This is a genomic window from Gordonia aurantiaca (assembly GCF_039939235.1).
GTDB lineage: Bacteria > Actinomycetota > Actinomycetes > Mycobacteriales > Mycobacteriaceae > Gordonia.
This window is the reverse complement of record NZ_JBDUUF010000009.1, coordinates 78121-91042: the sequence shown is the minus strand read 5'-3', so window position 1 is coordinate 91042 and position 12922 is coordinate 78121. Positions and strand designations below refer to the sequence as shown.

13 protein-coding genes and 1 tRNA gene are annotated in these 12922 nt (G+C 67.2%); 4 read left to right on the top strand and 10 right to left on the bottom strand.

Annotation, left to right across the window (positions count from 1 at the left end; genetic code table 11):
- Both ABFT43_RS17460 and ABFT43_RS17455 read left to right on the top strand, forming a co-directional pair.
- Positions 1–76: transfer RNA gene (locus ABFT43_RS17460), tRNA-Thr, on the top strand.
- A gap of 282 nt (positions 77–358) precedes the next feature.
- A complete protein-coding gene (locus ABFT43_RS17455; protein ID WP_347961573.1) occupies positions 359–1939 on the top strand; it encodes a hypothetical protein in 1581 nt (526 codons plus the stop codon).
- Between the two features lie 228 nt (positions 1940–2167).
- On the opposite strand, the gene ABFT43_RS17450 is transcribed toward ABFT43_RS17455, so the two are convergent.
- From ABFT43_RS17450 to ABFT43_RS17440, 3 genes are all read right to left on the bottom strand, one after another.
- The gene (locus ABFT43_RS17450) at positions 2168–2839 is read right to left on the bottom strand and encodes a hypothetical protein (protein WP_347961572.1); all 672 of its coding nucleotides are present in this window, start codon (positions 2837–2839) and stop codon (positions 2168–2170) included.
- Between the two features lie 282 nt (positions 2840–3121).
- Positions 3122–3679, bottom strand: coding sequence for a hypothetical protein (locus ABFT43_RS17445; protein ID WP_347961571.1), 558 nt, complete (start codon positions 3677–3679; stop codon positions 3122–3124).
- 240 nt (positions 3680–3919) lie between these two features.
- The gene (locus ABFT43_RS17440) at positions 3920–4495 is read right to left on the bottom strand and encodes a TetR/AcrR family transcriptional regulator (RefSeq protein WP_347961570.1); all 576 of its coding nucleotides are present in this window, start codon (positions 4493–4495) and stop codon (positions 3920–3922) included.
- Positions 4496–4641: 146 nt separating this feature from the next.
- Here ABFT43_RS17440 and ABFT43_RS17435 point away from each other — a divergent pair, with 146 nt between their 5' ends.
- On the top strand, positions 4642–5484 hold the full coding sequence (locus tag ABFT43_RS17435) for an alpha/beta fold hydrolase (RefSeq protein ID WP_168698519.1): 843 nt from the start codon (positions 4642–4644) through the stop codon (positions 5482–5484).
- A gap of 129 nt (positions 5485–5613) precedes the next feature.
- On the opposite strand, the gene ABFT43_RS17430 is transcribed toward ABFT43_RS17435, so the two are convergent.
- The 7 genes from ABFT43_RS17430 to ABFT43_RS17400 all read right to left on the bottom strand — a co-directional run bounded on the left by ABFT43_RS17430 (position 5614) and on the right by ABFT43_RS17400 (position 11180).
- The gene (locus ABFT43_RS17430; RefSeq protein ID WP_131734241.1) at positions 5614–5811 is read right to left on the bottom strand and encodes a hypothetical protein; all 198 of its coding nucleotides are present in this window, start codon (positions 5809–5811) and stop codon (positions 5614–5616) included.
- Between the two features lie 62 nt (positions 5812–5873).
- Complete coding sequence (locus ABFT43_RS17425; protein ID WP_168698477.1) at positions 5874–6935, bottom strand: ABC transporter substrate-binding protein; 1062 nt, start codon at positions 6933–6935, stop codon at positions 5874–5876.
- A 51-nt stretch (positions 6936–6986) separates the two neighbouring features.
- Positions 6987–7733 carry an ABC transporter permease gene (locus ABFT43_RS17420; protein WP_247601451.1) on the bottom strand — a complete coding sequence of 249 codons (747 nt, stop codon included), beginning with the start codon at positions 7731–7733 and terminating at the stop codon, positions 6987–6989.
- A gap of 125 nt (positions 7734–7858) precedes the next feature.
- A complete protein-coding gene (locus tag ABFT43_RS17415) occupies positions 7859–8662 on the bottom strand; it encodes an ABC transporter permease (protein ID WP_347961569.1) in 804 nt (267 codons plus the stop codon).
- On the bottom strand, positions 8625–9473 hold the full coding sequence (locus tag ABFT43_RS17410; RefSeq protein WP_168698479.1) for an ABC transporter ATP-binding protein: 849 nt from the start codon (positions 9471–9473) through the stop codon (positions 8625–8627). Before ABFT43_RS17410 ends, ABFT43_RS17415 begins: the two co-directional genes overlap by 38 nt.
- Positions 9474–9607: 134 nt before the next feature.
- Complete coding sequence (locus ABFT43_RS17405) at positions 9608–9799, bottom strand: hypothetical protein (RefSeq protein ID WP_347961568.1); 192 nt, start codon at positions 9797–9799, stop codon at positions 9608–9610.
- Positions 9800–9899: 100 nt separating this feature from the next.
- Positions 9900–11180, bottom strand: coding sequence for a DNA polymerase III subunit delta' (locus ABFT43_RS17400; RefSeq protein WP_168700585.1), 1281 nt, complete (start codon positions 11178–11180; stop codon positions 9900–9902).
- 172 nt (positions 11181–11352) lie between these two features.
- Here ABFT43_RS17400 and ABFT43_RS17395 point away from each other — a divergent pair, with 172 nt between their 5' ends.
- On the top strand, positions 11353–12810 hold the full coding sequence (locus ABFT43_RS17395; RefSeq protein ID WP_347961666.1) for an adenylate/guanylate cyclase domain-containing protein: 1458 nt from the start codon (positions 11353–11355) through the stop codon (positions 12808–12810).
- The last annotated feature ends 112 nt before the right edge of the window (positions 12811–12922 follow it).

Below are 12922 nucleotides of genomic sequence, written 5' to 3'. Positions count from 1 at the left end.
GCCGCCCTAGCTCAGTCGGTAGAGCAATTCACTCGTAATGAATAGGTCAGGGGTTCGATTCCCCTGGGCGGCTCCACGAGTCACAGCCAGACGGCGTTCCCGGAAACCCCGAGGACGCCGTTTCTGCTTTTCCGACCGGTGCATCGCACCCAACCGATGTCGCCTGCCACGTCACTGCGTCGCGCGCGATCGGCCGAGGTCGCCGTGGCCGAACGGCGCCGCGGGCGAGATCCCTCCGAAGAGCCGGACACCCGCGCGAACCATGTTCGTTCTGCCGGTTTTGCGGGCCTTAATACGTTCGAATGACAGACACCATCCGCTCGACCTCAATAAACTCTCTCCGACAATAGGAGGACACGTGGGGGAACGTCGCAGATCACGCCGGGCGTGGTCGGCGCGCACCACGAAGCCGTTCCGGGCGTCCTCGCGCTCCACGACAACCTCCCTGGCATTCAGCGCATTGGCCCTCGCCTCGGTCGTGCCCATCGCCGTGGCCTCGACCAACGTCGCCGCGGTAGTCGAATCACTCGTCGACCGCGAGGTCGCCCGTGACGGGACGCCGTACCGCTACGGCAGCACCACCGACCCCTTCTCCGGGCTGCCGCGCGGGACGATCAAGGTCGCCACGCCCGACGGGGGCACGATGCTCATCGCGGGCCTGCCGACGAGGGGAGACCGGCAACCGCCCGCCGCTGGGTACCCGGTGAGCCTGACCGCCGCCGGCCGCCCGACTCCGCTCGCGCCTCTCGCACCGGGCCGCGACGAAGCCGTCGCCGCGATGAAGCAGGACCTCGCGGTCATGGAGGCATTCGCGGACCTCGGTGGCGGCCGGCCCGGGACGCCCAGCCGGCCCGTCGTGATCGTCACCGACGTCCGCGATCACCCGAACGACCTCGAGCCGCCCAACGACCCACCCGAGAACACCGCGACCGACGACCGCGAGTGGGATGACGACTTCATCCTCCCCGACAAGGATCGAATCCTCGTGATCTCCGACCCCCGGAGCCCATGGGGTATCAAGGCGTGGTTCGACACCATGCCCTGGCTCAAGCCGTTCGTCGAGGCCGCCGGAATCAAGGCCAATGGCGCGCGCGACCCCGAGTCCTCCGGCAAGACCAAGGTCGTCTCGGTGATCATCGTCGGCGACCCGGTCAGCAACTTCCAGTGGGATCCGACCCGGCCGCTGAGCTCGATGCTGGTCAACATCGCCGGCTACATCACGATTCGCTCGGGCAACGGTCCGCAGAACTACGACGACCTCATGCGACTCGGCGATCCGAAGCTGTTCACGAGCCACAACACCACGTACGCGGTCTACGAGGCCGCGCATCCGCTCGCACTACTGTTGGCAGTCGTCTACGAGAAGCTCGGAATCCGCTACGACAAGGGTGATCTCGAGCGTTGGGACGAATTGGCACAGGAATTCTACCCGATCCGACGTCCCTCGGTGGACACCTCGGCCGTGCCGATGGACGACGGCGGCTCGTTGCCGTTCGATCCGGCCCACCCCGACGAGCCGAAGGAACCGGAGGACAATCCCACCCCACCTCCGAACCAGGGCATCGTGCCGCCGAATCAGGGCATCGTGCCGCCCGGGGTCACCTCGGTCGATGGCGGCGAGACCGGCACCGGGGGGCCGGATACCTCGGCCGACGAAGCGCCGGTCGTCGAAGCACCGGCCGACGAAGCACCGGCCGACGATCAGACGTCGAAGGACGAAACCCCTTCTCAGGACCGTGATCCCAGGTCTCCGGCCGGTCCCGGAGCGGTTGGTGAGGACGGAGACGAAGGCGGTGACGCCGGGGACGCAGACGGCACCGACTCGAGTTCGGAGAGGCCGACCTCGGATACGTCGACGCCGACGCGGGGAGACGTCGATGAATCGACCCATTCCACTTCGTCCGAAAACGGTTCTGACAGCGGGGAGTCGACGGACTGATCGCAAGCCGGCCCACCGACCGACCGGTCTACGGACCGCGGCTCCCGCCATTGTGGTAGGACGCTTCCCGGGCCCATGGGCGCACGGGATGGAGACCGACCGTGAGGACATCGGAGCGCGGGCACCGGTACCGGGTGAGACCGGGAGAGTCGGGCTCACCCGGCACCGGTTCGGCCGGTGGAGTCGTCGGCCGCGAGGCCACCCGACCCAACTCACCGCGGGGGTGACTCAGGCGAGGCCACCGAACAGGCCGCTCAGGCTACCGTTGCCCGAGTTGTCGGGGCCGTCGTCACCACCAGGGCCGTCATTGCCACCAGGGCCGTCATCACCACCAGGGCCGTCATCACCACCAGGGCCGTCATCACCACCAGGGCCGTCATCACCACCAGGGCCGTCGGCGGGCTTGCCGGTGCCGGTCACCTTGTAGACCTGCGCAAGACCGTTGATCGTCAGGCCGGTGACAGGATCGGGAGTGGTGCACTCCTGGTAGATCGCGTAGGAGGTGTTGGCACGGTTCGAGTTCCACGTGCCGGTGGCCGAGGCGTCCTTGGCGATCGTCCTGGCATCCCACAGGATCTCGAGCGCACCCTGAGCGGCATCCGCGCGGGCGTTGTCGAGCAAGGAAGACGGGATACCGGTTCCGAGAATCGCGTTGACCGCGGCCGCACGCAGATCGAGTTGGCTCTCCTTGCTCGCGTCGTGGATGGACACCCAGCACGTCGCCGTCTTGGTCGTCGAGTTGATCACCGTCAGGGACAACGTTCCGTCGGTCAACGTCTGGGCGTGCGGGTAAGCCGACGGCAACAGCAGCGCGGCCGATGCCTCACCGTTCCCGGCGAAGACCACCGCAGCCGACGCCGCCAGCCCGATTCCCGCTGCGGCCAGTCGAGTCAAACGCATCTGTTTCCTTTCGATACACGCGATCCGCTGAATCGACAACATGTGTCGCGGACACGACCCGACACACCGACGAGTCGGCATCAGCGGAATGAGTTCTCCGGGGACGATTCCGATCCGTCCCCGGACACGACGCAACCCGGCACAGGCGGAGCGACACCGTCCTCGCCGGTCGTCGTGAAAACAGCAGATCCCGCGCCGCGCCGATCGCCGGCGCGGCGTCCACCAACGCCCCGGCGGAGAGTCGGGCATCGTGGCCCGCACTCCCCGCCGACGGAGGTCAGGTCAGAAGAGGCCGCCGAAGATGTTCTCCAGACTGCCAGTGGAGCCGCCGCCCGGGACATCGGGAGCCCGGCCGGTTCCGGTCACCCGGTAGGCCCGGGCATATCCGTTGACCGTCAGGCCCGTGAGGGGATCAGGGGTCGTGCACTCCTGGTAGATCGCGTATGACGTCTCGGTGCGACCCGAGTCCCAGGTCTTGGTGGTCGATCCGCCCTTGGAGACCGAGACACCGTTCGCCAGGATGTGGAGCGCTCCCTCGCGAGCGTCCGCGCGAGCGCTGTCGAGGACACCGGACTCGATCCCGGTTACGATGGCGTTGACCGCAGCAGCACGCAGGTCCAGCTGCGACTCCTTGGTGGCGTCGTGCACCGACAGCCAGCATTTCGCCGTCTTCGACGTATCGTTGGTCACCTTCACGGACAACTTGCCGTTGGCGAGCGACGCCTGGTGCGGGTACGACAAGGGCAACAGCGCAGCCGAGGCCTCTCCACTACCGGCGAGTGCCACAGCACCTGCGGCCGCCAATCCGATTCCAGCAGTCGCGAGCCGAGAGAATCGCATCTGTTTCCTTTCGGGTACACGTGATCCATTGCTCTACAACACGTGCCGTAGACACACCCCGACGGATCAACGACGTCCGGAGATTAGCAGAAGAAATTACCCGCCAGTATGGCCAGGTTTTTCGAAATCACGATTCTGGCTCAAATTTGCTGCGACAGAGATCATTCATCGAAAATGTCTCGGAAATGGTTCACTTGACCCACTTTTCACCGGCGGGGTGCGCGCCAACGTGAATCATCGTCAACTGGCGAGCGCGTGATCGATCAGAATCTCGGCAGCGCTTCGTGCGTCCACTGCGGCCTGAACACCACCGGAGATGGCCGCGGTGGTCTGGGCTCCTTCGGCCAGGATCGCCAGTTGCGCGGCGAGGTGTCGAGGACCGCCGAGCTCGGCGACGAGGCCGGCCACGTACTCCTGGAAGTCGGCCTTCTGCCGCCGAACCGCCTCTGCCACCGCCGGCGACTCGGCCCCCAGCTCCCCGTACGCGTTGATGAACGCACAACCGCGATACTCGTCGGCGCCGAACCAGTGCAGGAGGAAGTCGAAGATCGCCAGCAGCTTGTCACGCGGACCGGTGGCACCCTCCGCCGCCGCGGCGATCCCATCGTTCCACTGACGGCTGCGACCCTCGAGCACGGCGAGGATCAGCGCCTCCTTGGACGGGAAGAGCGAATAGATCTTCTTCAGTGAGACGCCCGCCGCGTCGCGCACCCTGTCCATGCCGACCGCACGCACACCGTGCGCGTTGAACAGCTCATCTGCTGCACGAATCACCTGCTCACGGGGGTCGATCGCAGTGCCGTTCGCCGATGCCACAGCGCACCGTCCTCTCTTTTCCGACAAACCCCTTGCGCGGGGAACGCTCGTTCTCTAGTCTAGCAATCACCGCGGAGAACGAACGTTCTCCACGGAGCCGGAACAACGATCATCCCCACCGCCTCAAGAAGAGAGAAGTGATCGACATGGGCTACATCACCGTCGGAAAAGAGAACACCACCGACATCGAGCTGTACTACGAGGACCACGGGAGCGGACAGCCCGTCGTCCTGATCCACGGGTACCCCCTCGACGGCCACAGCTGGGAGCTCCAGACCCGCGCGCTGCTCGACGCCGGGTATCGGGTCATCACCTACGACCGTCGTGGCTTCGGCAAGTCGAGCAAGGTCGGCACCGGATACCACTACGACACATTCGCCTCCGATCTGAACACGGTGCTCGAGACCCTGGATCTGCGGGACGTGATCCTCGTCGGATTCTCCATGGGCACAGGAGAACTCGCGCGCTACGCGGCCAAGTACGGTACCGAGCGGGTCGCGAAGTTCGCGTTCCTCGCCTCCCTCGAACCATTCCTGGTGAAGGCCGACGACAACCCCGACGGGGTGGACGGGTCCGTGTTCGACGGCATCGTTCAGGCGGCCAAGGACGACCGCTACGCGTGGTTCACCCAGTTCTACAAGGATTTCTACAACCTCGACGAGACGTTGGGCAGCCGCATCTCGCAGGAGGTCGTGAACGCCAACTGGAACACCGCCGTCGGCAGCGCACCGGTCGCGGCGTACGCCGTGGTCCCGACCTGGATCGAGGACTTCCGCTCCGACGTTGCCGCCGTTCGTGATTCGGGCAAGCCGGCGCTGATCCTGCATGGCACCGCCGACAACATCCTGCCGATCGACGCCACGGGCCGGCGCTTCCACGAGGCTTTCCCGGAGGCCGAGTACGTCGAGATCGACGGCGCCCCGCACGGCCTGTTGTGGACGCATGCCGCAGAGGTCAACGAGGCCCTGCTGCGGTTCGTGAAGAAGTGAGCGGGAGAACCCCGCAGTCGATGACGGTCGTCGGGTGGACGCCACCCGACGACCGTCATCGCGTGTCCTGATCGCGAACGGTCCCGCTTTCGAAGGCACGTGCGACGCTGATCCGGTCGGCGAGATCGACTACTTCGCCGCCTCGCCCTCGACCGGCGTCTCCTCGACCAGCCCCTCGCCGGTCGCGCTCTCCGACGACTCGTCGGTATCGGTGTCATCTGCGAGCGGGTCGTACCCGGGCACGCCTTCGAGGACGGTCAGCTCTTGGTCGATCGCGGCCGCGACCGCCTTGGCCTCGTCCTTGATCTTGCGGATGAAGTCCGACATCGACTGCTCCCTCGCTCCTCGGTGCGCATGACCCCACGACCGTGCCCCCATGATAGGGCGGCTCATCGCTTCAGATCGGGGTTCTCCTCGTAGACCTCCTTGATGAGGGACATGTCGAAGATCTGCTCGGCCTTGATGTCGTAGCCGGCCTTGGCCAGCGCCTCGATGTTCTGCTCGATGAGCTCGTCGGTCATCGTGAGCAGGCCGTTGACCTTGGTGTCCTCGGAGACGACGAGCGCGTTCTGGGCGATGGCCTCCTTCGTCTGCTCCGCCTCGTCGAGCCCCAGGTCCTTGCCGTACTTGGTGACCGCGAGCCTGGCCGAGCCGGCCGGGTCGGCAACCGCGTCGTACCAACCCTTGATGTCGGCCTTCAGGAATGCCTTGACCTTGTCGCGTTCGTTGTCGATGGTCTCCTGGCGCACCACGAGTGTCTCGGCGACCAGCGGCAGGTTGAAGTCGGCGAACAAGAAGTTGACGTTCGGGAAACCGCCGGCCTCCAGGGTGATCGGCTCGTTGGTCACGTAGCTGACCCAGCCGTCGACCTCGCCGTTCTTCAGCGGCGTCGGATCGTACTGGACGGTGATCTTCTGGATGTCCGACTCGGTCATGTCGTTGGCCGTGAGCAGCGCCTTGAACACGTTCTCGTTGGACGCCTGTACGCCGATCTTGCGACCCTTCATCTCCTCCGGGCTGCGGATGGGACGCTCCGCCGACGACACGATGCAGAACGGGTTGCGTTGGAAGGTGGCCGCGACGGTCATCAACTTGGCGCCCTGGAGGATCACCGGGGCGGTCAGCATCGGCGCGGTCATGCCGATCCACACCTTGTTCGACGTCAGGCCGGTCTCCACACCGGTACCGGCGCCGCCGCCGGTGAGGAGCTCCGGCGTGCCGAGCCCTTCCTCTTCGTAGTAGCCGTTCTCGAGGGCGAAGTACTCGCCGGCGAACTCGATGTTCTTCTGCCAGGACAGCTGCACCTTCGGGTTCATGGCGGAGGAACCGCCGCCCGAGCTGTCGCCGCTGCTGCACGACGACAGCGCGCCGGTGAGCCCGAGTGCACCGGCCGCACCACCCGCCATCAGTGAGTAGCGCAGGAACGACCGACGATCGAAGGAACCGACCATGTGACAATCACCTTTCACCCGAAGCTGTTACGAGCTCGCGCCGATGCGATCTCAGGTCTGCCGCATCCCCATCTGCGACAGCACGACCGTCTCGATGACACCCACCACGGCGTAGATGACGATCGACGAGACGGTGATGACGAGGACGGAGGCCCATAGCTCGTCGTAGGCCGCCGAGGGCAGCGCCTGTTGCAGCGAGGCACCCAGCCCCTTGTTGGTGCCGAGCCATTCGGCGACGGTCGCGCCGATGAGAGCACCCGGCACCGACACCTTGGCCGCGCTGAACAGCGACGGCACCGCGGACGGAATCGCCGAGCGGCGCAACGCGGTCCAGCGTCCGCCTCCGTACACGCTGATCACGTCGCCGATCTGCCTGGGCGCGTTCGCCAGGCCGGTCATGATCATGACCAGGGCCGGAAAGAACACGACGATGCCGCCCATGACCGCGACCACCGCGACACCCCGGCCGACGATGACGGTGATCAGCGGGGTCATCGCGACCAGCGGCACCGAGCGCAGCAGCATCGCGATCGGCATGAAGGTCTGTGCCGCCGGACGGGATACGACGAAGATCGCGGCGACGACGACCGCGGCGAGCATGCCCGCGACGAAGCCGATCGCCGCGTCGGTCAGGGTGATCCACAGATTGTCGAAGATCCTGTCCCGCGCGACCTTCGAGTCGGGGTCGGTGAACAGGAACTCGAACACGTCGGCGGGGGTGCGTCCGATGATCGGACCGATGTCGGGGTAGGCCAACAGGAACAGCCACCAGATCACCAGGATCAGCACGAACGACATCGTCAGCGAACCGAGGAACCGCGCGGCCGCGAGCACCCCACCGGCGCCGAAACCGCCTCTCGCGCTGCTCTTCGGCTCGACCCCGACCGGGCCGGTGGTGGCCGCCGGGCCCGTCACATCGGTACTCATCGTGCTGCCGCCGTTCCGGTCGACCAACGGGTCACGTACCTGGCGATCACCGCGATGATCGCGTAGCCGATACCGGCGACTGCGCCGCTCATCAGGGCGATCGCCCACACCTGCGGGATGTTGCCACTCTGTTGGGCGATGATCATCGCCGGCCCGGCCCCGGTCTCCGGCATCGCCAGGAACTCACCGAGTACCGCACCGAGAACCGCTGCGGGAGCGGCAATCTTGATGGCGGCCAGCGTGTTCGGCAGGGCGGCGACCCACCGGACGCGCCAGAGTTGCGCGACGCGCCCGCCGCCGTACACCTTGATCAGGTCGAGGCTGCCCTGGTGCGGCGATCGCAGGCCCGACAGTGTGCCGATCATCGTCGTGAAGAACACCGAGATCGCGGCGAGGAAGACGATCATCGTCGTCACCTCGGCGAACGCGACCTGGATGATCGGCGCCACGGCGATGATCGGGGTGCAATACGAGAGGATCGCCAGCTGGGTGGCCAGCCCCTCCACCGGCGGGAAGAGGATCACCACCACGGCCAGCGCGATCGCCAACCCATTGCCCCACAGGAACCCGCGGAACGCGAGTTCGACTGTGAGAGAGAAATTGTCGAGATAGTAGGCGGAGCCGGTCTCCCCCATCTCCGTCAGGACCGACCACGGCGTCGGGATGGTGCCGCCGAATGCCTCCATCGCACCGAGAATCCACCACACGATGACGAGCCCGACGATCCCGAAGAGTCCGGCCGGCCATCGACCCGCCCCGGATCTAGCCACCCACGCCCTCCGCGACCATCTCCGACGCATCGTCGTCCGCGGCCCCGTGCTCCCCGGTGACCTTCCCGAACAGCAGGCCCGACAGGTAATCGTGGAGTTCGTGGAACTCCGGCGTGCGCATCATCTCCGGGACCCGTGGGCGCGGCAGGTCGATCGGCACGACCTCGACGACCCGGCCGGGGCGCGGACTCATGACCGCGACGACGTCGGAGAGGAACACGGCCTCGCCGATGCCGTGGGTGACCATCAGGGTGGTGGCGGGCTTCTCGGTCCAGATCCGCAACAACTCGAGGTTGAGGCGTTGCCGCGTCATGTCGTCGAGCGCGCCGAACGGTTCGTCGAGCAACAGTGCCGTCGGCTTGACGACGAGCGCGCGGGCGATCGAGACACGTTGGCGCATACCGCCGGACAACATCGCCGGCTTGGCCTTCTCGAAGCCCTTCAGGCCGACGAGCTCGATGAGGTCGGTGACCAGGTCGTCGTCGACGGGCATCCCCCCGACCTGTAGCGGCAACTTGATGTTGGATTCCACCGAGCGCCACGGCAGCAATGCCGAGTCCTGAAAAGCGATGCCCAGCTCATGGTTTCGCTGGAGTTCGCGCGGCGACTGGCCGTTCATCAGCGCGGTGCCCTCGGTGGCCTCCTCCAGGCCGGCGAGAATCCGGAGCACCGTCGACTTGCCGCACCCCGACGGGCCGAGCAGCGACAGAAACGATCCCTCGGCGGTGGCCAGCGAGACATCGGAGAGCGCCGTCACCGTCGAGCTGCCGCGCAGCGAACGAGTGGTGAACGTCTTGGTCAGACCGGAGATGTCGATCCCCGTACCCAGCGGGCGTGTCATGACCGCAGACGTTAAGGATGCTGTGTTGCTTCCTGATTACCAACGCGTAAGAGTCGCAACGCCGTACGCCACCGACCCCGCGTCCGATCCGCTTGTTCGTTCGAGCGACGGGCGCCGTCGCCCGAGCCGGCCACTCAGCCGGCGGAGATCTCCGTGTATGCGGGCGCGGGGTGATAGGAGTCGAGGTCGACGATGTCGACACCCGCGCCGGTCGTCTCCGCGGCGACGAGGCCGGCCGAGGTGGTACTCCCAACCGGCCCGACGAGGGGGACAGCGGGACGAACGGGGTCACCGGCCGACCTGCGGCACTCCCCGGGGATCGGCACCGGGGATCGACCCCGGGCATCGTCGTCCTAGGTCCTCGTCCTAGGTGTCCTCGTCCTAGGCGTCCTCGTCCTAGGCGTCCTCGTCCTAGGCGTCCTCGTCCTAGGCGTCGACCTGCCGCTTCAACGCCAACCCGATGCGGGCGACCATGTCGTCGACGGCGAACTTGGGCTTGACGTTCATGTCGAGGGCCTCGCGGCAGTCGAGCACCGCCTCGACACACTGCAGGAGTTGCTCCGGGCGGGCATAGCCTGCCATCGGGATGGTGATGTCGTCGGATTTGTCGGGGTGCATCGGCGTCACCCTCGCTCCGACGCTGACCACGAGGGCATCGCGGAACAGCGCCGCGAGATCGACGAGTGCGCGGTCGAGGACATCGCGGCCCACGCGGGTGGCCCTCGACTTCTGCCGCTTCTCCAGTTCCTTGAGCGCACCCGCGGTACCGCGGGGCATCCGCGAGGTGCCCTTGCCGGTGCCGCCGGCGCCGAGTGCGGTCCTCATCTCCTCGGTCTCGGCCTCGTCGAGTTCGGCGGCGATCGCCTTGGCCGCGGCCTCCGCGGACTTCACCAGATCCTCGGCGGCCGCGTACGCGGTGGAGTCTCGGGTGGCGGCGCGGGCGAGGGACAGCGCCTTCTCGCGCTGGGCGCGTGCCTCGGGATCGGTGGCCAGGCGCCGGGCGCGCCCGATGTGCCCACCGCAGACCGACGCCGCCCAGTGCGCCTGCTCGGGGTCGAGGCCGTCGCGTTCGACGAGGACACGCTCGATGTCGGCGGTCGTCGGCGTCACCAGCGCGATGTGACGGCAGCGCGACCGCAGGGTGACCGAGATGTCCTCCGGGTCCACCGACGGCGCGCACAGCAGGAACACGGTTCGCGGTGGCGGCTCCTCGACGACCTTCAGCAACGCGTTGGCGGCCTGCTCGGTGAGGCGGTCGGCGTCCTCGACGATGACCACCTGCCAACGGCCGGTGCCGGGGCGTCGGGAGGCCGCCTGCACGATGTCGCGCATCGCGCTGACGGCAAGGCTCAGTCCCTCCGGGACGACGTGCCGGACGTCGGCGTGCGTCTTGGCCATCACGGTGACGCAGGCCCGGCACTCGCCGCAGCCGATGTTGTCGGGCGACTGGCACTGCAGCGCGGCGGCGAAACACGTCGCGGCCACCGACCGCCCGCTGCCGGGTGGGCCGGTGAACAGCCACGAGTGGGTCATCGACGCGCGTGACCAGCCCGCGTCGACACCGGGGATCTCGTCGTCGGGCACGAACAGACCCTCGGAGTCGCCCGCGTCGAGGCGCTGCGCGAGCACCCGAGCGGCCCGCGCAGCGGCGCGGAGCTCGTCCGCGATCGCGTCCTGCCCGGTCAGCCGGTCGAAGACATTGGTCACAAAGACACCCTAAACCGCAGTTCGGACACGTCCGGGGCGGGGAACGGTGTTTAACGATTGCAAGCAGCCAGCTACCGTAGTCTCCGTGGTGGAACAGCGGTCGCGGTGGTCCAAGGTCTTACACCTGGGCCGATGGCTCGTTCATACCCCGTGGCCGATCCTCGCGCTCGACATGCTCCGTGCGAATCTCGTCGGCGCCCTCTTCACATTCGCGTTCCTGCGGTTCGGCATGCCGCTGCAGGACTCGATCAGCCTCGACGAGATCACCGCGCTGAACCAGGCCATCTTCGCGGGCTATCTGCTCATCGCAATGATCATCGGCGGCTTCGCCTCGATCCAACTGTCACTGCCGGTGCTGGTCTGGCATCGCCGGCGCACCCGTCTGGACAACGAGGCGGCCCGACGTCGGGCGCTGGCCCTGCCGACCCTTCTGACGGTGGTGAACGCCGCGCTGTGGGTCGTCGGCGGCGCGGTGTTCACGTTGGTCAACCTGACCGTCTCCACGAAGAACGCCTTCATCGTGGCCATCGCCTCCGCGATCGGCGCGATGGTCACCTGCGCGCTGAGCTACATGCAGGCCGAGAAGGTGATGCGGCCGATCACCGTCGCGGCGATGGCCAACAACCCCGAGGACGCGATCGCGCCCAGCGTCACCACCCGCATCACCGCGTTCTGGGTGATCAGCGTCGTGGCGCCGATGCTGGTGATCATCGGCCTGATCCTGCTGCACCGCCTCGGGATCATCGAGGGCGACTCCACCGGACTGGAACGGCCGATCCTGTGGATGGCGGTGTCCGCGCTGGCGTTCAGCGTGATCGCGATCGTCCGCGTGGTGGCCGCGATCAACGACCCGATCAAACAGCTGCGTCGCGCCCAGGCCCGCGTCTCCGACGGCGACCTCAACGTCGCGGTGAAGATCTACGACGGCAGCGACCTCGGCCTGCTGCAGGCCGGCTTCAACGACATGGTCGCCGATCTGCGCGAACGCCAGGAGCTGCGCAACCTGTTCGGCCGGTATGTGGGCGAAGATGTCGCGCGCCGCGCCATCGAGCAGGGCACCGAGCTGGGCGGCGAGGAACGCTACGTCGGCGTGCTGTTCGTCGACATCGTCGGTTCGACGCGCCTGGCCGTGAACCGTCCGCCGCGCGAGGTCGTGGAGTTGCTCAACGAGTTCTTCCGCGTCGTCGTCGCGGTCGTCGGACGCCACGGCGGCTTCGTCAACAAGTTCCAGGGCGACGCGGCGCTGGCGATCTTCGGCGCCCCGCTCGAGCTGGACGATTTCGCCGGCCGGGCGCTCGCCTCGGCCCGCGAGCTGCGCGCCGAGCTGGAGTCGCTCGGCGACACCGACATCGGCATCGGCGTCTCGGCCGGCAAGGCCATCGCCGGTCACATCGGCGCAGAACAGCGCCTGGAGTACACGGTCATCGGCGACCCGGTGAACGAGGCGGCCCGCCTCACCGAGCTGGCGAAGGACGAACCCACCCGCGTGCTCGGTTCGGCCCGCGCGGTGTTCCTGGCATCGCACACCGAGGCCGAGCACTGGGAGATCGGCGAGGGCGTCGAACTACGTGGCCGCGGCATCGAGACGCTGCTCGCGCGTCCGCACATGGAGCCGTACCGAAGGGACTGAGCGCGGCGGCCCGACGCTCCGTCGACCCAGCACACCGTCGACCCAGCACACCGTCGACCGTCGGTCCAGCCCTCCGGTGACCCGGATCCCCCGGGCCCGGAGGTCCCGGGCG

Excerpts from the sequence above, each read along its gene's own strand:
- ABFT43_RS17435 (WP_168698519.1), top strand. The coding sequence starts at position 4,642 with ATGGGCTACATCACCGTCGGAAAAGAGAACACCACCGACATCGAGCTG.
- ABFT43_RS17450 (WP_347961572.1), bottom strand. The coding sequence starts at position 2,839 with ATGCGTTTGACTCGACTGGCCGCAGCGGGAATCGGGCTGGCGGCGTCG.
- ABFT43_RS17415 (WP_347961569.1), bottom strand. The coding sequence starts at position 8,662 with ATGCGTCGGAGATGGTCGCGGAGGGCGTGGGTGGCTAGATCCGGGGCG.
- ABFT43_RS17410 (WP_168698479.1), bottom strand. The coding sequence starts at position 9,473 with ATGACACGCCCGCTGGGTACGGGGATCGACATCTCCGGTCTGACCAAG.
- ABFT43_RS17445 (WP_347961571.1), bottom strand. The coding sequence starts at position 3,679 with ATGCGATTCTCTCGGCTCGCGACTGCTGGAATCGGATTGGCGGCCGCA.
- ABFT43_RS17430 (WP_131734241.1), bottom strand. The coding sequence starts at position 5,811 with ATGTCGGACTTCATCCGCAAGATCAAGGACGAGGCCAAGGCGGTCGCG.
- ABFT43_RS17420 (WP_247601451.1), bottom strand. The coding sequence starts at position 7,733 with ATGTCGTTCGTGCTGATCCTGGTGATCTGGTGGCTGTTCCTGTTGGCC.
- ABFT43_RS17425 (WP_168698477.1), bottom strand. The coding sequence starts at position 6,935 with ATGGTCGGTTCCTTCGATCGTCGGTCGTTCCTGCGCTACTCACTGATG.
- ABFT43_RS17395 (WP_347961666.1), top strand. The coding sequence starts at position 11,353 with ATGCTCCGTGCGAATCTCGTCGGCGCCCTCTTCACATTCGCGTTCCTG.